This window comes from Gemmatimonadaceae bacterium (assembly GCA_036496605.1).
In the GTDB taxonomy this organism is placed as follows: domain Bacteria; phylum Gemmatimonadota; class Gemmatimonadetes; order Gemmatimonadales; family Gemmatimonadaceae; genus AG2.
Window position 1 is genome coordinate 77433 of the sequence record DASXKV010000033.1, and the last position, 12940, is coordinate 90372.

13 protein-coding genes are annotated in these 12940 nt (G+C 66.0%); 1 reads left to right on the forward strand and 12 read right to left on the reverse strand.

Annotated elements, in window-relative coordinates; all coding sequences use genetic code 11:
• Positions 1-17: 17 nt before the first annotated feature.
• The 6 genes from VGH98_12360 to VGH98_12385 all read right to left on the reverse strand — a co-directional run bounded on the left by VGH98_12360 (position 18) and on the right by VGH98_12385 (position 6642).
• Complete coding sequence (locus VGH98_12360; GenBank protein HEY2376761.1) at positions 18-1331, reverse strand: efflux RND transporter periplasmic adaptor subunit; 1314 nt, start codon at positions 1329-1331, stop codon at positions 18-20.
• 167 nt (positions 1332-1498) lie between these two features.
• Positions 1499-2401 carry a VOC family protein gene (locus VGH98_12365; protein ID HEY2376762.1) on the reverse strand — a complete coding sequence of 301 codons (903 nt, stop codon included), beginning with the start codon at positions 2399-2401 and terminating at the stop codon, positions 1499-1501.
• Between the two features lie 26 nt (positions 2402-2427).
• On the reverse strand, positions 2428-2853 hold the full coding sequence (locus tag VGH98_12370) for a DoxX family protein (protein ID HEY2376763.1): 426 nt from the start codon (positions 2851-2853) through the stop codon (positions 2428-2430).
• 48 nt (positions 2854-2901) lie between these two features.
• A complete protein-coding gene (locus VGH98_12375) occupies positions 2902-5163 on the reverse strand; it encodes a xanthine dehydrogenase family protein molybdopterin-binding subunit (GenBank protein HEY2376764.1) in 2262 nt (753 codons plus the stop codon).
• A complete protein-coding gene (locus VGH98_12380; GenBank protein ID HEY2376765.1) occupies positions 5160-6143 on the reverse strand; it encodes a xanthine dehydrogenase family protein subunit M in 984 nt (327 codons plus the stop codon). The genes VGH98_12375 and VGH98_12380 overlap by 4 nt, the downstream gene beginning before the upstream one ends.
• Positions 6144-6150: 7 nt before the next feature.
• Entirely contained in the window at positions 6151-6642 is a 492-nt protein-coding gene (locus tag VGH98_12385; protein ID HEY2376766.1) for a (2Fe-2S)-binding protein, read from the reverse strand.
• Between the two features lie 40 nt (positions 6643-6682).
• Here VGH98_12385 and VGH98_12390 point away from each other — a divergent pair, with 40 nt between their 5' ends.
• Positions 6683-8872, forward strand: a complete 2190-nt coding sequence (locus VGH98_12390; protein HEY2376767.1) for a patatin-like phospholipase family protein — start codon at positions 6683-6685, stop codon at positions 8870-8872.
• Positions 8873-8887: 15 nt separating this feature from the next.
• On the opposite strand, the gene VGH98_12395 is transcribed toward VGH98_12390, so the two are convergent.
• The 6 genes from VGH98_12395 to VGH98_12420 all read right to left on the reverse strand — a co-directional run bounded on the left by VGH98_12395 (position 8888) and on the right by VGH98_12420 (position 12930).
• Positions 8888-9496, reverse strand: coding sequence for an HD domain-containing protein (locus VGH98_12395; GenBank protein ID HEY2376768.1), 609 nt, complete (start codon positions 9494-9496; stop codon positions 8888-8890).
• A 2-nt stretch (positions 9497-9498) separates the two neighbouring features.
• Positions 9499-9798, reverse strand: a complete 300-nt coding sequence (locus tag VGH98_12400; GenBank protein HEY2376769.1) for a hypothetical protein — start codon at positions 9796-9798, stop codon at positions 9499-9501.
• A 136-nt stretch (positions 9799-9934) separates the two neighbouring features.
• Positions 9935-10594: a hypothetical protein gene (locus VGH98_12405; GenBank protein HEY2376770.1), complete on the reverse strand. Its 660-nt coding sequence runs from the start codon at positions 10592-10594 to the stop codon at positions 9935-9937.
• Positions 10591-11226: a hypothetical protein gene (locus VGH98_12410; GenBank protein ID HEY2376771.1), complete on the reverse strand. Its 636-nt coding sequence runs from the start codon at positions 11224-11226 to the stop codon at positions 10591-10593. Before VGH98_12410 ends, VGH98_12405 begins: the two co-directional genes overlap by 4 nt.
• Positions 11213-11755 carry an RNA polymerase sigma factor gene (locus tag VGH98_12415; protein HEY2376772.1) on the reverse strand — a complete coding sequence of 181 codons (543 nt, stop codon included), beginning with the start codon at positions 11753-11755 and terminating at the stop codon, positions 11213-11215. Before VGH98_12415 ends, VGH98_12410 begins: the two co-directional genes overlap by 14 nt.
• 35 nt (positions 11756-11790) lie before the next feature.
• Positions 11791-12930, reverse strand: coding sequence for a glycogen-binding domain-containing protein (locus VGH98_12420; protein HEY2376773.1), 1140 nt, complete (start codon positions 12928-12930; stop codon positions 11791-11793).
• Between the last annotated feature and the right edge of the window lie 10 nt (positions 12931-12940).

Genomic DNA, 12940 nt, shown 5'->3' on the forward strand with positions numbered 1-12940 from the left:
ACCACCAATCACCAACTTCATCCCTTCGCGCGCCGCCGGCCGCCGCGGCCGCCCACCTGTCCCGCCGCCGCGCCACCACCTGCCGAGTCGTTAGGCGAGCGAATGAGCACGCGGGCGCCCGGCGTCAGTCGCGACTGCCCGTCCGTCACGACGCGCGCGCCGTCGGTGAGTCCACTGGCGACGATCGCGATGCCGCCGGCCGTCCGCTCGATCGACACCGGCCGCTGCCTCGCCGTATCGCCGTCGACGACGTACACGTAGGTGCCGCGCTGACCCGTGACCACTGCCTGTGTCGGCACGACCAGCGCGTTCTGCTCGACGAACAGCCGTAGCGTCGTCGACGCAAATTGCCCCGCCCAGAGCGAGCCGTCGGTGTTCGCGAACGTCGCTTTGAGCGTCACCGTGCCAGTCGTCGTGTCGACGGCGTTGTCGATGAAGCTCAACGTACCCTGCGACGGTGCCGCCACAATCGGCCCCACGCTCGGCGGCGGATCGTCGCTCGCCCCACCCTGCAGCTTCGTCCCCGATCCACCGGCCGGCGTGAGCTGCGCCGGCGCATCGACCGGCGTCCCAGTTGACGAGTCAGCCGAGTTCGAGTTCGCCGCACCGCCAGGAATCGCGGTCACCGGAAGACCGCCACGTGCGCCATATTGCAGAATCAACGGGAGCTGAGCCGCTGGGACCGCAAACCGGACCATGATCGGCCGCACCTGATTGATCGTGACCAGCGCCGTCGCGCCGTTGGCGTGCACCAGATTCCCGACACGCACCAGGAGACTCCCCGTCTTGCCCGAGATCGGCGCCCGGACGGTGGCGTTCTCGAGGTTGAACCTGGCGTTCGCGACCGCCGCGCGGTCCGCACGCACCGTGGCATCGGACGCGGCTGACGTCGCCTCGAGCTGATCCCCCTCCTCCTTCGTGACGTAGCGTTGCTCGACCAACCGCGCGTACCGCGCGACCTCCTTCCTCGCGTTAGCCGCCGTGGCGCTATCGCGTGCCAAGGTCGCGAGTGCTTGTTCATACGCGTTCACGTACGGGCGCTCGTCGACCTGAAAAAGCGGCTGGCCGCGCGAAACCTCCTGCCCTTCGTTGAAAAAGACTTTAGTTATGATCCCATCGACCTGCGAAGCTACCGCTGCCGACTGAATCGGCGTCACGATGCCATTCGCGTCGAGGTTGTACGGGACGGGTGCGCGACGCGCCGAAGTGACGGCGACCGCAACCGCCGGTCGCTGAGGGCGATTCTGGGGCTTCGAGCAGGCCGACGCAGTGCATGCGGCCGCATATAGAATCGCGCGCGCGTCGCGCGCGTGAAAGCGCAAGTAAGTCATTGATTCACGAGAAGGTCACAAGTACCGGAAGTTCGTCCGGAGCGTGTGTGCGTATAACGCATTGCTCGCGGCCGCCGTTCGGAGCCCCGGACGTAAAGAATTCTTCACCCCTGTGTAGGATTACGAGCCGTCGACCCGAAGCGCTGGCGCCGTCGATGTGCGCGCTGTCACGGATCGTTCTTTTCGGAACGAATCCGCACAACGGTACCCCACGGGTCCGCTGCAAGCCAGTCGCCCCGATCACTTCGGACATTGCTTCGAGCGGCTGTTAGGCTCCGGGCCGCCGCGTCGGCGTCGGCCACACTCGGCACCAACACCTCCCATTCCAGCAACCGCGCATCCTCCGCCCCGGCCGGTGGCGCCCCAGCTGCCCACGTATTCGTACCGAGATGATGGTGATACCCACCAGCCGAAAGAAAGAGCGCGCCTGGATAATTCCACACTGTTTTGTCGAGTCCGAGTGCGCCATGATAAAACTCGGCTGCACTCTCCAGGTCGCCCACGTGGAGATGCACATGACCGATCACGGTACCGTGCGGCATGCCCTTCCACGCGGCGCCGTCCGCGCTCTCCGCTGCCGCGTGCAATACGCTCGCAACGTCGAGCGGAACCGTCGTCATCACCAGTTGCCCGTCGTGATTCTTCCACGCCGAGCGTGGCCGGTCAGCGTAGACCTCGATCCCGAGTCCGTCCGGATCGGTCAGATAGATGGCCTCGCTCACGAAATGATCGGACATACCGGCGTACGCGCCGAGTTCTTCCAGATGGGCGAGGAAGCGACCGAGCGACGGACGATCGGGGAGAAGGATCGCAAAGTGATACAGGCCGATGCGGCCTCTCCGCGGCACCGGCTTCGCCCCGCGTAATTCTTTGAGCTCGACGAGCGGCCGGTCGTCCCCGTGGGCACCGAGCACGACATGCCCATCGCTCTTCTCGATCACCCGCAAGCCGAGAACGCGCTCGTAGTAGGCGAGCGAGCGCGCGAGATCGCTCACCTGGAGCCGCACCCGGCCGAGGTGCGTCTCGTTAGGCAAACGATAACCTGGGGGATGGATGCCGTATTCGGCCATTCGCTTCGCTCAGGATGACCCGCTGGTCACACGCCGCGTCCCATGAACCGACTCTCCACCGCGTACTCGCCCGGTCCGCCGATCGCCAACGCGATGTTCGCAGTCAACAGCGTCAGTGCGTACTCGAAGCCGTTCGGCAGAAAGAAGCCATTCTTCCCGTGCACGAACAGAATCGCACCGCACATGTCGATCGCGAGCAGAATCGCCGCGACGCGGGTGAAGATGCCGAGAATCAACGCGATCCCGCCGAGCAATTCGACGAACGTCACCACCGGGCCCGCAATCATCGGGAGCGGAATACCCATCTGCGAGAAGAAGCCGGTGATGCCGCCGATTCCGAACACGAACAGCTTCTGCGATCCATGAACCAGAAAGACGATGCCGACGATGAGGCGAATGAGAGTGAGCGCAAGAGCGATCCGTCGTGGTGCAACCGCGGTGGTGCCGTTCATGGCCGGTACCTCATGGAAGGGGGAGCCAGCACGTGACGTTCGAGGATACTAAACGGAAGAGCCGAGCAACTTGTCCAGCGTGATCGGCAAGTCACGGACGCGCACACCCGTAGCGTGGTACACGGCATTGGCGATCGCCGCCGCCACGCCGGTCATTCCGATCTCGCCAATCCCCTTCGCACCGATCGGGCCGACGTGTTCGTCTCGCTCGTCGACAAACAGGATCTCCATCGGCGGGACGTCGGCGTGGACGGGGATATGGTACTCCGCAATGTCGGCATTCACGTAACGTCCACTCCGAAAATCGGTGACAGTGTGCTCCAGCAGCGCCATGCCAATTCCGTAAGTAATCCCCCCGATCAACTGGCTGCGCGCGGTCTTCGGGTTCAGCACCCGGCCAACACCGTACGCGCCGACCACTTTCGACACCCGGATCGTCCCGAGATCAGGGTCGACGCGCACTTCGACGAATACAGCGCCGAACGAGTGCATTGCGTATCGTTGCCTTTCGTCGCCTGGCTTCGCCTCGGCCTTGCCCTGGATCGGGTGGCCGTCATGTCGCGCCAGCAGCATCCGCATCGACTCGCCGCACTCGTTGTCGCGTGCCGTTAGGCACCCCTCCTCGATGAGGACCTCTTCGTGCCGCGCGCCGTGCAGTGGCGATTCCGGATCCCTCACGGCGAGCTGCACGAGCTGGTCGCGCGCGGCCATCGCCGCGAGGTGTACCGCCGAGCCCGTACTCGCGACCGTCATCGAGCCCGCCGAGATCGGATTCTGAGGGAGATTCGTGTCGCCCAGCTCGACGGTCACACACTCGAGTGGGACGCCGATGGCGTCGGCAGCGAGCTGCGTGAGAACCGTGTAGGTCCCCGTTCCCAGATCGTGCGACGCCGCCCTCACGACGACGCGACCGTCGGCGGAGATGCACACTTCCGCGGACGCGGGCATGCGTTGCGCCGGATACGTCGCCGTCGCCATACCCATCCCCACCAGCCAGTGGCCCTCCCGCATCGAGTGCGGCATGGGCTGCCGACGCGACCAGCCAAAGCGCTCCGCGCCTAACGTGTAACACGCCTCGAGCGACTTGCTCGACCATGGCTTGCCACTCTCTGGATCGGTATCGGCGTGGTTCTTCAACCGGAGCGCGATGGGATCCATGTCGAGTGCGTAGGCCAGCTCGTCGATCGCGGACTCCAGCGCGAACAGTCCCGGCGCCTCACCAGGCGCTCGCATGAACGTCGGCGTCCCGACGTTGAGCTTCACCAGGTGGTGATTCGTCTCCACATTCGGGCATTCGTAGAGAATGCGCGTGGCGAGCCCCGCGGATTCCAGCCAATCCTCGATCATCGACGTGCTGGCCTTGGTGTCGTGTCGTATCGCCGTGAACGTCCCGTCACGAGTTGCACCAAGGGTCACGTACTGGACGGTGTAGGGTCGTCCCCCGACGGGACCGAACATCTGACGCCGCGTCAGGGCAAGCTTCACGGGCCGACCAACCTGCCGCGCGGCCATCGCCGCGAGCAGGACGTGTGACCACGCCGATCCTTTCCCGCCGAAAGCGCCGCCGATGAAGTGCGATATGACGCGGACATGGTCTGGCGCGATGCCTAACGCGTTTGCGGCCACGCCGCGAACGCCGTATACATTTTGCGTCGAATCCCAGAGCGTGAGCCTGTCGCCATCCCACGCCGCGATCGTCGCATGCATCTCCATCGGGTTGTGCGTCTCCATCGGCGTCGTGTACACCTGATCGATGCGCACCTGGGCCACGGCGAGTCCCGCCTGGATGTCGCCGCGCAGCGATTTCGGCGGAAAGCGGCCGAAGATCTTCTGCGTATGCGGATACGCCGACGGCAGCGCCATTGCCATGTCGACGACCGGGGTGTCGGCGTGGTATGTCGCGCGAATCAGCGATGCGGCGTGCATCGCGACCTCGACGCTCTCGGCGATCACCAGCGCGATTGGCTGCCCATTGTAGTGAACAAGATTGTCTTGCAACAGCGAGAGCGACCGGCCTGTTGGCGGGGTTCCCGTCCCTCCTTCACGCGCGAACTTCGCGAGACTCTCGAGGCTGGGCGTGTTGTCCGGCGTCATCACGGCGAGCACGCCGGCAAGCTGTTCGGCCGCGCTGGTGTCCAGGCGCTCGATCGTGCCGCGTGCGATCTCGCTTTGCACGATCACGGCATAGGTGATGTCGCTGAGCGGAAACTCCGTCGCATATCGCGCCGTGCCGGTGACCTTGAGCCGGCCATCGACGCGATTGATCGGCGTGCCGACCACGCCGCGCTGTTCGGCGTTGGGCGTCGTCATCGGCCCTCCAGTCGCAGGAGTGCGCGCACGAGCGTTCGGCGCGCGAGCTCGATTTTGAACGCGTTGTGTGTTCGCGGGAGCGCGCCGGCGAGTGCAGCGTCTGCCGCGCAACGATATGACGTCACGTTCGCCGGCTGTCCGCGCAGCGCCTGTTCCGCCTCGGGCGAGCGCCACGGCCGCGTACCGACGCCACCTAACGCGACGCGGGCCTCGCGCACGGTGCCTTCCACCACGTCGAGCGCCACGGCGGCGGAGGCGAGCGCGAAGGCAAAGGACGCGCGATCGCGCACCTTCAAGTACAACGAGTGTGACGCGAACCGGAGCGGCGGGATCTCGACCGCCATGATCAGATCTCCTGCCTCGAGCGTGGTCTCGCGCTCTGGATGCTGACCCGGAAGCCGATACAACTCACTGAGGCGCATGATGCGTTCGCCCCCTGGTCCGAGGATGCGCACGCGCGCGTCGAGCGCAACGAGCGCCACTGCCATGTCGGAGGGATGCGTGGCAATGCACGAATCGCTCGTCCCGAGCACCGCATGCATGCGATTGTAGCCGCCGATCGCCGAGCAACCCGAGCCCGCATCGCGCTTGTTGCACGGCGTTGCGGTGTCGCGGAAATAGGAACAGCGCGTGCGTTGCAGCAGATTCCCGGCGGTGGTCGCCATGTTGCGCACCTGTCCGGATGCGCCAGCCAGGACCGCTTGCGAGAGCACGGGATACCGTGTGCGCACGGCCTCGTTATGCGCAAGGTCGGAATTCCGCACCATCGCGCCGATCCGGACGCCGCCGTCGCCCAGAATCGCCAACTCGGCGAGCGGCAACTTCGAAATATCGATGAGCTGGGTCGGCTGCTCGACGTCGAGCTTCATCAGATCCACCAGCGTCGTGCCGCCGGCCAGATAGCGCGAGCGCGGATCCTCGAGCGCCAAACGCGATGCCGCTCGCACGTCTCCCGCCACGCTGTAGGAAAAAGGCTGCATGACCGGCCTATCGCGAGTCACCGCGCACGGACTGAATCGCGGCGATGATGTTCGGATACGCGCCGCAGCGGCAGAGATTGCCGCTCATCGATTCGCGTACGTCGTCGTCGTTAGGCCCGCAGCGCTCGCCGAGCAGCGCGACCGCGGACATGATCTGGCCAGGCGTGCAGTAGCCGCACTGGAAGCCGTCCTGATCGACGAAGGCCTGCTGCATCGGATGCAACTGCTCGCCCTTGGCGAGTCCCTCGATCGTGGTGATGGCCCTGCCCTGCGCCGAGATGGCGAGCGTCAGGCACGAGAGCACGCGTCGTCCGTCGATGTGGACCGTGCATGCACCGCACTGACCATGATCGCAGCCTTTCTTCGAGCCGGTGAGACCGAGGTGTTCGCGTAACGCGTCGAGCAGCGTCGTGCGTGGATCGATGGTCAGCTGCCTGGACGTCGAGTTGATGCGCAACTCGACGTCGACCGTTGCAACATGCGACATTAGTGTGGCCATGCTATCCTCAGGAGATGACGGCGCGACTCTGGCAAAACTAATGCGCTTGGGGATCGCCCTGCTCGCCGTTGCCGTTCCGTTGGCTGCTCAGCAGCCGACCGCGACCGGCCGCTCGACCGCGGAAAACGCGTGCGCGATGGCCGAGGCCAACGAGCCAATCGCGCTCGTGCTCTCCGGCGGTGGCGCGCACGGCATCGCGCACATCGGCGTCCTCGAGGTGCTCGACAGCCTCGGCATCCGCCCCAGCCTCGTCGTCGGGACGAGCATCGGCGCGCTCATCGGCGCGCTCTACGCCAGCGGCATGTCGGGCAAGCAGATCGATTCACTCGTGAGGCGGATTCCCCTCGACGAGCTCTTTCGGCGGTATCCGCCGACGGCGTTCATCACGGCCGGTGATCCCTCGACGCCGATCGTGACCCAATCGCCGGCCTTCGTCATCGAGCAATACGGCGCCAGCGTCCGCTTGCAGAGCCCGGCCGCTCGGGAGCGACAGGTCAACGCGCTCTTCGACGAGATTCTGTTGCGCGGGAACATGGCCGCCGGCGGCGAGTTCGGTCGCCTTCCCATCCCTTTCATCGCGGTGGCCACCGACATGCAGAGCCGCACGCCGGTCGTGCTGCGTCGTGGCGATCTCGCGCAGGCCGTGCGTGCCAGCGCGGCGATCCCGATCGTCTTCGCGCCGGTCGTCGTCGATGAGCATATGCTCATTGACGGTGGACTCTCCGCCAACGTCCCCGTTGGCGTCGCGCGCGAAGCGCGGCCCGGACGCGTCATCGTCTCGGACGTCGGGACGCTCGCCGGCCGCACGCTCGACGCGCAGTCGACGGCTGGCATGCTCAGCTATCTGCTCGATTTTCTCTTCACGCAGCGGCCGTACACCCTCGAGGCGGGGGACGTCAATATCAAGCCGTCTGTCGACGCCTTCGGTCTCCTCAACTTCTCCCGCGAGGCGATCGAGCCGCTCCGCGCCAACGGCTACAAGGCAGCTCGCGAGATCTTCGCCGGCTGTTCCCCGCACGGCCAGGCAGGGCGGCGCAGTAGCGCGCCGTCGAGCGACGAACGGCGCGTCGCCGACCGGCTTACCCGCCTCATGAACGAAGCCGTTTACGAAAGCGTCTGGCTCAATCCCCGCCGACTCCTGTCGGGTCCCGACTCGCTGAGTGACTTATCGACTGGCGTCGGCCGGCTGACTTTCGCGCCGGTTGCGACGATCGCGCCTGGTCGCATTGCTGGCGTCGGCCTCGCATACGACAGCCACGATGGACTCATCGCGTCGCTCGGCTCGACGAACAGCGCGCTTGCCGAAGGCCGTTTCGCGATCAGCGGCGCGATGAGTGTGAGCGAGTGGCGTCAGGAGCTGTTCCTGGTCGCAACGGCGCTACGACGCCATCCGCTGCGCGCCGAAAATCCGGCACGCCCCGGTAGTCTCACCGAACTGCTGCCCGATCCTCGCTTCGACGAGCCGCCCTGGTCGATGCTGACGCGGGACCTCATGCGCCCGGTGCTTAGCGTGACCGGCATCCGGCAGACGATTCGCCTGTATGACACGGACGGTCACGAGATCTCGAGTCCGGCGACGCGGGATCTCTTCGCGTTCCTCGGGGGCACCGCCACATTCAGCGGCGGCTGGCAGACCGCCGTCGGACCCGTCGAGCATGTGTGGTTCGACAACGAAGGCCAGCCCAACATGGTCTCTGACAACGCGACAGGTGGACTCCTGCGCGCCGCCAGACTCTTCGCCGCGCGCACGAGTGGTCCGGATCAGAGCTCCATTCCTGCGATTGCCGGTGAGCTGCTCGTCACGAATCGCTATCGCCGCGGCCTCCTATCCGTAGACCTCATCAGCGAGCGCGCGGGCTTCTACGTGCGGACGCGTGGCGCGTTAGGCGGCGGAAACGATCTGCCGCTCTCGGCGGAGCCCGTCCTCGGCGGTGTCGGCGGATTCCCAGGCCTGATGACCGGCGAGCGCCGCGGTGACCGCATGGCCTTCGCGAGCGTAGCGCTCTCTCACGATTTCATCGGTTCGCTCTATTGGCGTTTCGACGCCGGCCGCGGCTGGACGCAACTCGTCGCGGAGCCCACGACATCGCCGGAAACCGCACAAGCAGAAGGCTGGGTCAGTGGGGCCGACATCGGCATCGCCGCCGATACGCCGCTGGGGCCCTTGACGATCTCGTATGGTGTGTCGACCGGCGGTCGAGGAGTTTTCAAGCTCAGGATCGGGAGTTGAACGGCGGAAACCGCTTCAGACGCGATTGCCGCCGTTCGCGGCTTTCTCCGTCTCCTCATCCAGCATGGCCCGCAACCTAACGATTACCGGATGATCGGACGTGAACACCCGTCCATAGCCAAGATTGAAGCGATAATCGAAGTCCGGCGGATTGGCCCCTTGGGTGTGCTGCAGGATGGTCTCGAGCTTGTCGAGCGCCTTCGCGACGCGCGCTTCGAGTGTGCTCGCGGCCTCGTACTCGTCCCAGAGCGCGGTAACCTTGGCGCGCACCGAGTCAGGAAGCGGTGCCAGCAGTGTGAGGAGATCCTCACGTTCCTGCGCCGACTTGTGTGCCGTCGGATCGCTCGCGAGACGCGCCGCCTGCACTGGCGCTGGTACGTCGCCACGGATGGCCTCGCCGAGGTCGTGCACGACGCACATCGCGAGCAACCGCGCCAGATCGACGCCAGGGAACTCGTCCCCGAGCACGAGCGCCATCAGGCAAACGCGCCACGTGTGCTCGGCGACACTCTCCGATTTTCCCTCGGACGTGTACGCACTTCGCGTCCTGACCTTGAGCTGTTCGGCAGCGCGTAGGAAATCCAGAATGCCGTCCAGATGCTCGAGCTTCGCCTCGTCGCTCACCGTCAGTGCGGCGTCGTCACTCGCCCGCTCGACGTGCTCTTTTGTCCTTCTGGCAGCTGCGCGCGCTCGGACAAGAGTTTGGTCACGAAGCGCTGGCCTTCACCCATCCGCTCCATCTCGAGCGCGATCGTATCGACCGCCTCTTCGATCCTCGCCAGACGCGCCTCGAGCGCAGGATTGCTCGGCGCCGCTCCCGTGAGTGTCGCCATTTTCTCTTTGTGCTTGAACCACATCCGTGCGAAAATCACCAACGCCGGAAGTGCAAACACAACCGGAACGATTATGACTTCGGAATCGACCATGGGATGGACCGGCAAGAAGGCTGCAGCGTGAGACGACGAAGAGCGGCATCGACTGTACGACGCCCGAACTGCGTCGGTTCCAGGATGTCGAACGCTGTGTCTTTCCAGTCCCGCTGTCCAGATGCAGGAGTCCCCGTCAGGGCGTTCCGCGCGAGCGGGCGTCGATCCCCTTGAGCAGCACCTGGGTTCTCTGCTGTACCGATGCTTCGGGCGGCCGCCCCGCATCGATGTCCCGCTCCACCGCGGCGCGGAGCGATGCAAAGTCGTCCGCGGGCGCGCGGCGCGCCACCAATGAATCGATTGCCGCTGCGGCGGCGGGCGCGGGGACGCGCCGCGTCAATAGATCCGCGAGCGCCACGAGCGGCGTTGCGAACGACGTCCGGCGTCCGCCGGACGCACGATACGTCTCCTCGAGCCGCGTCAGCATCACCGTCGTCGCGCCAACGTGCAACGCGCTTGCCGCCGCGACGAGATCGGCGTCCTCGATGCTTGGACCCAACGCGGCTCGCGCTTCACCCAGCTCGCGCGCGAGCCTACGCACCGCGGCGATGATTCGCGCGTCCTCCGCGCCCTTGAGCACACCTTCGAGTGCTTTCGCGTACACCGGCTCGTCAGGCAGATGCGCCGCGCGCAACGAATCACCGAGTCGTGCGATGGCCTGACGAGTAGCCGGCGCAAGCTGCGCCGGCAGATCCGCGGCCGTCAGCGGAGTCACCGTCGGTCGCTGCGCCCGAACGACTGGCGCAAGAGTGCCGAGAACGACCAACGCGCCTAACGACCATCGCGATCCCGTCATGTCTTTGCCCCTCCCGCCGCGACAAGTACGACCGAGCTGGGCACCCCGAAGTCGTCGTCGCCAGCGCGCGGCGCCCCCGGATCAGGCGCCAGATCCCCATCCACGATGAAAGAGTACACGTGCCGTCCTGGTGCGAGCGGCACGTCGAGCATCCACGACCGGCCGTCGCCAGAACGGTGCATGGGCATCGCCGACGGGTTCCAGCCGTTGAAGTCCCCCACGAGCGAGACGCGTGTCGCGTAGGGCGCGACGAAGAAGAATCGGACGGTCGAATAGGCGCCGGCTACCCCCGCGCGCTCAGCCGGAACGGGCATCGTCGCCGGGAGATTCACGAGTTGATCGCTCACGTCGCGACGCACACGACCGCCGAGGAGGAGCGCCGTGGCGGCAGCGCCGGCGAGCGCACACACAAGCCCGGCGGCGATCGCTGTCAGTGGACGCAACCGCCATTGCTTAACGGCGCGCGGGGCTTCCGCGGCTTCGCCCGGCGATGGAAGCATCGCGACGCCGCGAAGCACGCCGGCACGCCACTCCATGCGCACCGGCACTGGCGTTCGCAGCTCGGCTACAACCCGGTCGAGCGACGCGGTCACTTCGTCCGCGGTTTCGGACTCGGCTTCATGATGTGACATCGTTGACCTCGCCTAACAATTCCTGGAGCCGCTCGCACGCGCGCTTCACGCGCATCTTCAGCGCCGACACGCCAGCGCCCGTCACGGCTGCCATTTCCTCATACCCAAGTTGCTCCACATGCTTGAGAAGAAACGCCTCACGTTGATCGGGATCGAGTTGCGCCAGCGCCCGTTCGATCTCGATGCGCAGCTCCGTCGCCGCGGCATGGTCGCCGCTCACCGCCCCTGCCATCGCGTCCTCGTCGGTCACGACGCGCCGAACATATCGACTCCGCTGAAGCAACGACGTCCGGCAACGATTCACCAGAATCGCGAATAACCACGTTCGGAAGCTGCTGGCGGGATTGTACGTCGCCAATGCGCGATAGGCTCGGAGCAGCGCTTCCTGAGTAACGTCCTCCGCATCATGACGGCCGCCGAGCATGCGCGTCGCGAAGCGCAGGCACGGCTGCAAATGCCGGTCGACGAGCAGGGTGAAGGCCCGTGCATCTCCGTCGAGCACGCGGCGCACGAGCGTAGCATCGGTCATGCTATCACCGTCTACCCTCGCGACCGCGAGCGCCGTCACTTCCTCGCGCCCTCCGGCTCGTGCAGCGGCTCGACCACGAGCACGCCAACCTCACCGGCGAAATCGTCGCTTATGGTCGTTAGGCCGGGCGGCGCGATCCAGCCCCCACCGTCGACGCGCGCATTCAGGCGATGTGCGCCCGCGGTGAGCGGCAGTGTGACCGTCCAACCTCCGTCCGCTGCACCCTCGAGCGGCACTGGCTTCCAGCCGGTGAAGTCGCCAGACACTTCGACGCGGTGCGCGCGCCGCGCCGTGAGGGTGATGCGATAGCGTCCGCCTCCGAGCGCGTCAACCGCGAACGCACTCAGCGCAGCCGCTGGCGTCATCGGCCGCGTGGTGATGATCGAGCTCGTTAGGTACGGCGAGATCCGCAAGCCAAGCGTCACGAAGCGGTGCTCGGCGTCGAGCGCGAACTGCCCGCCAGTGGAGCTGCCCGCGCCAATAACGAGCGCGAGGGGTGCCGACAGCCGGACGGCGATGTTCCCCGAAGCCCAGACTCCAGTCGGCACGTTGTGACTGGCGAGGCGCCCGCCCATCGCTATCTCTGCGGAGGCGCGCCGGCCTTCCCAGGCGACCGTCGCCTGGGTTTCCGCCCATCGCTCGGAACGACGCGCGCTGTCGCCGACCGTGCGCTCGACGCGCGTCGTGTCCCAATGGCCGGTGCTGCTATCGTAGTAGGTGTTGTAGCCGGTCACGCTTCGGCTGAAGTAGCCGGACATCGCGGCGCTTCGGCGCACGGCGGAGATCGTGACCACGAGGTTGCCGACGCGGCGCCATCCGCCAGTCTCGATGCGCGGCTGCTCGACAATATCCTTGAAGCCGTTCCGATGCACCGCTGTCATCCCCACCCACCATCCCATTGGCGCTGCGACTGACGCGAGGCGCACCCCGCCGAATGCGTCATATTGGAATGCCGCTGGCGCGGCGACGCGGTCCAACGCACCGGCGAAGAGCGTCCGAAAAGACCCTAACGACGCAGCCTGCATCTCACCGCTCAGTCCGACGCGCGGCTGCCAGCCGAACGCCGATCCACCGGTACCAGCACCGGCGTCGAGTCGTGAGGCACCTTGCGCAGCCGCGGGCGCGGTGGCCAGCAGCAACAGCCACGGGACGAGACGGCACTCAGAGAATGTCATCGTATCTCCA

What these genes read in the sequence shown, in the direction of transcription:
- VGH98_12360 (HEY2376761.1), bottom strand. Translation starts at nt 1,331, where the DNA reads ATGACTTACTTGCGCTTTCACGCGCGCGACGCGCGCGCGATTCTATAT.
- VGH98_12365 (HEY2376762.1), bottom strand. Translation starts at nt 2,401, where the DNA reads ATGGCCGAATACGGCATCCATCCCCCAGGTTATCGTTTGCCTAACGAG.
- VGH98_12370 (HEY2376763.1), bottom strand. Translation starts at nt 2,853, where the DNA reads ATGAACGGCACCACCGCGGTTGCACCACGACGGATCGCTCTTGCGCTC.
- VGH98_12375 (HEY2376764.1), bottom strand. Translation starts at nt 5,163, where the DNA reads ATGACGACGCCCAACGCCGAACAGCGCGGCGTGGTCGGCACGCCGATC.
- VGH98_12380 (HEY2376765.1), bottom strand. Translation starts at nt 6,143, where the DNA reads ATGCAGCCTTTTTCCTACAGCGTGGCGGGAGACGTGCGAGCGGCATCG.
- VGH98_12385 (HEY2376766.1), bottom strand. Translation starts at nt 6,642, where the DNA reads ATGGCCACACTAATGTCGCATGTTGCAACGGTCGACGTCGAGTTGCGC.
- VGH98_12390 (HEY2376767.1), top strand. Translation starts at nt 6,683, where the DNA reads ATGCGCTTGGGGATCGCCCTGCTCGCCGTTGCCGTTCCGTTGGCTGCT.
- VGH98_12400 (HEY2376769.1), bottom strand. Translation starts at nt 9,798, where the DNA reads ATGGTCGATTCCGAAGTCATAATCGTTCCGGTTGTGTTTGCACTTCCG.
- VGH98_12405 (HEY2376770.1), bottom strand. Translation starts at nt 10,594, where the DNA reads ATGACGGGATCGCGATGGTCGTTAGGCGCGTTGGTCGTTCTCGGCACT.
- VGH98_12410 (HEY2376771.1), bottom strand. Translation starts at nt 11,226, where the DNA reads ATGTCACATCATGAAGCCGAGTCCGAAACCGCGGACGAAGTGACCGCG.
- VGH98_12415 (HEY2376772.1), bottom strand. Translation starts at nt 11,755, where the DNA reads ATGACCGATGCTACGCTCGTGCGCCGCGTGCTCGACGGAGATGCACGG.
- VGH98_12420 (HEY2376773.1), bottom strand. Translation starts at nt 12,930, where the DNA reads ATGACATTCTCTGAGTGCCGTCTCGTCCCGTGGCTGTTGCTGCTGGCC.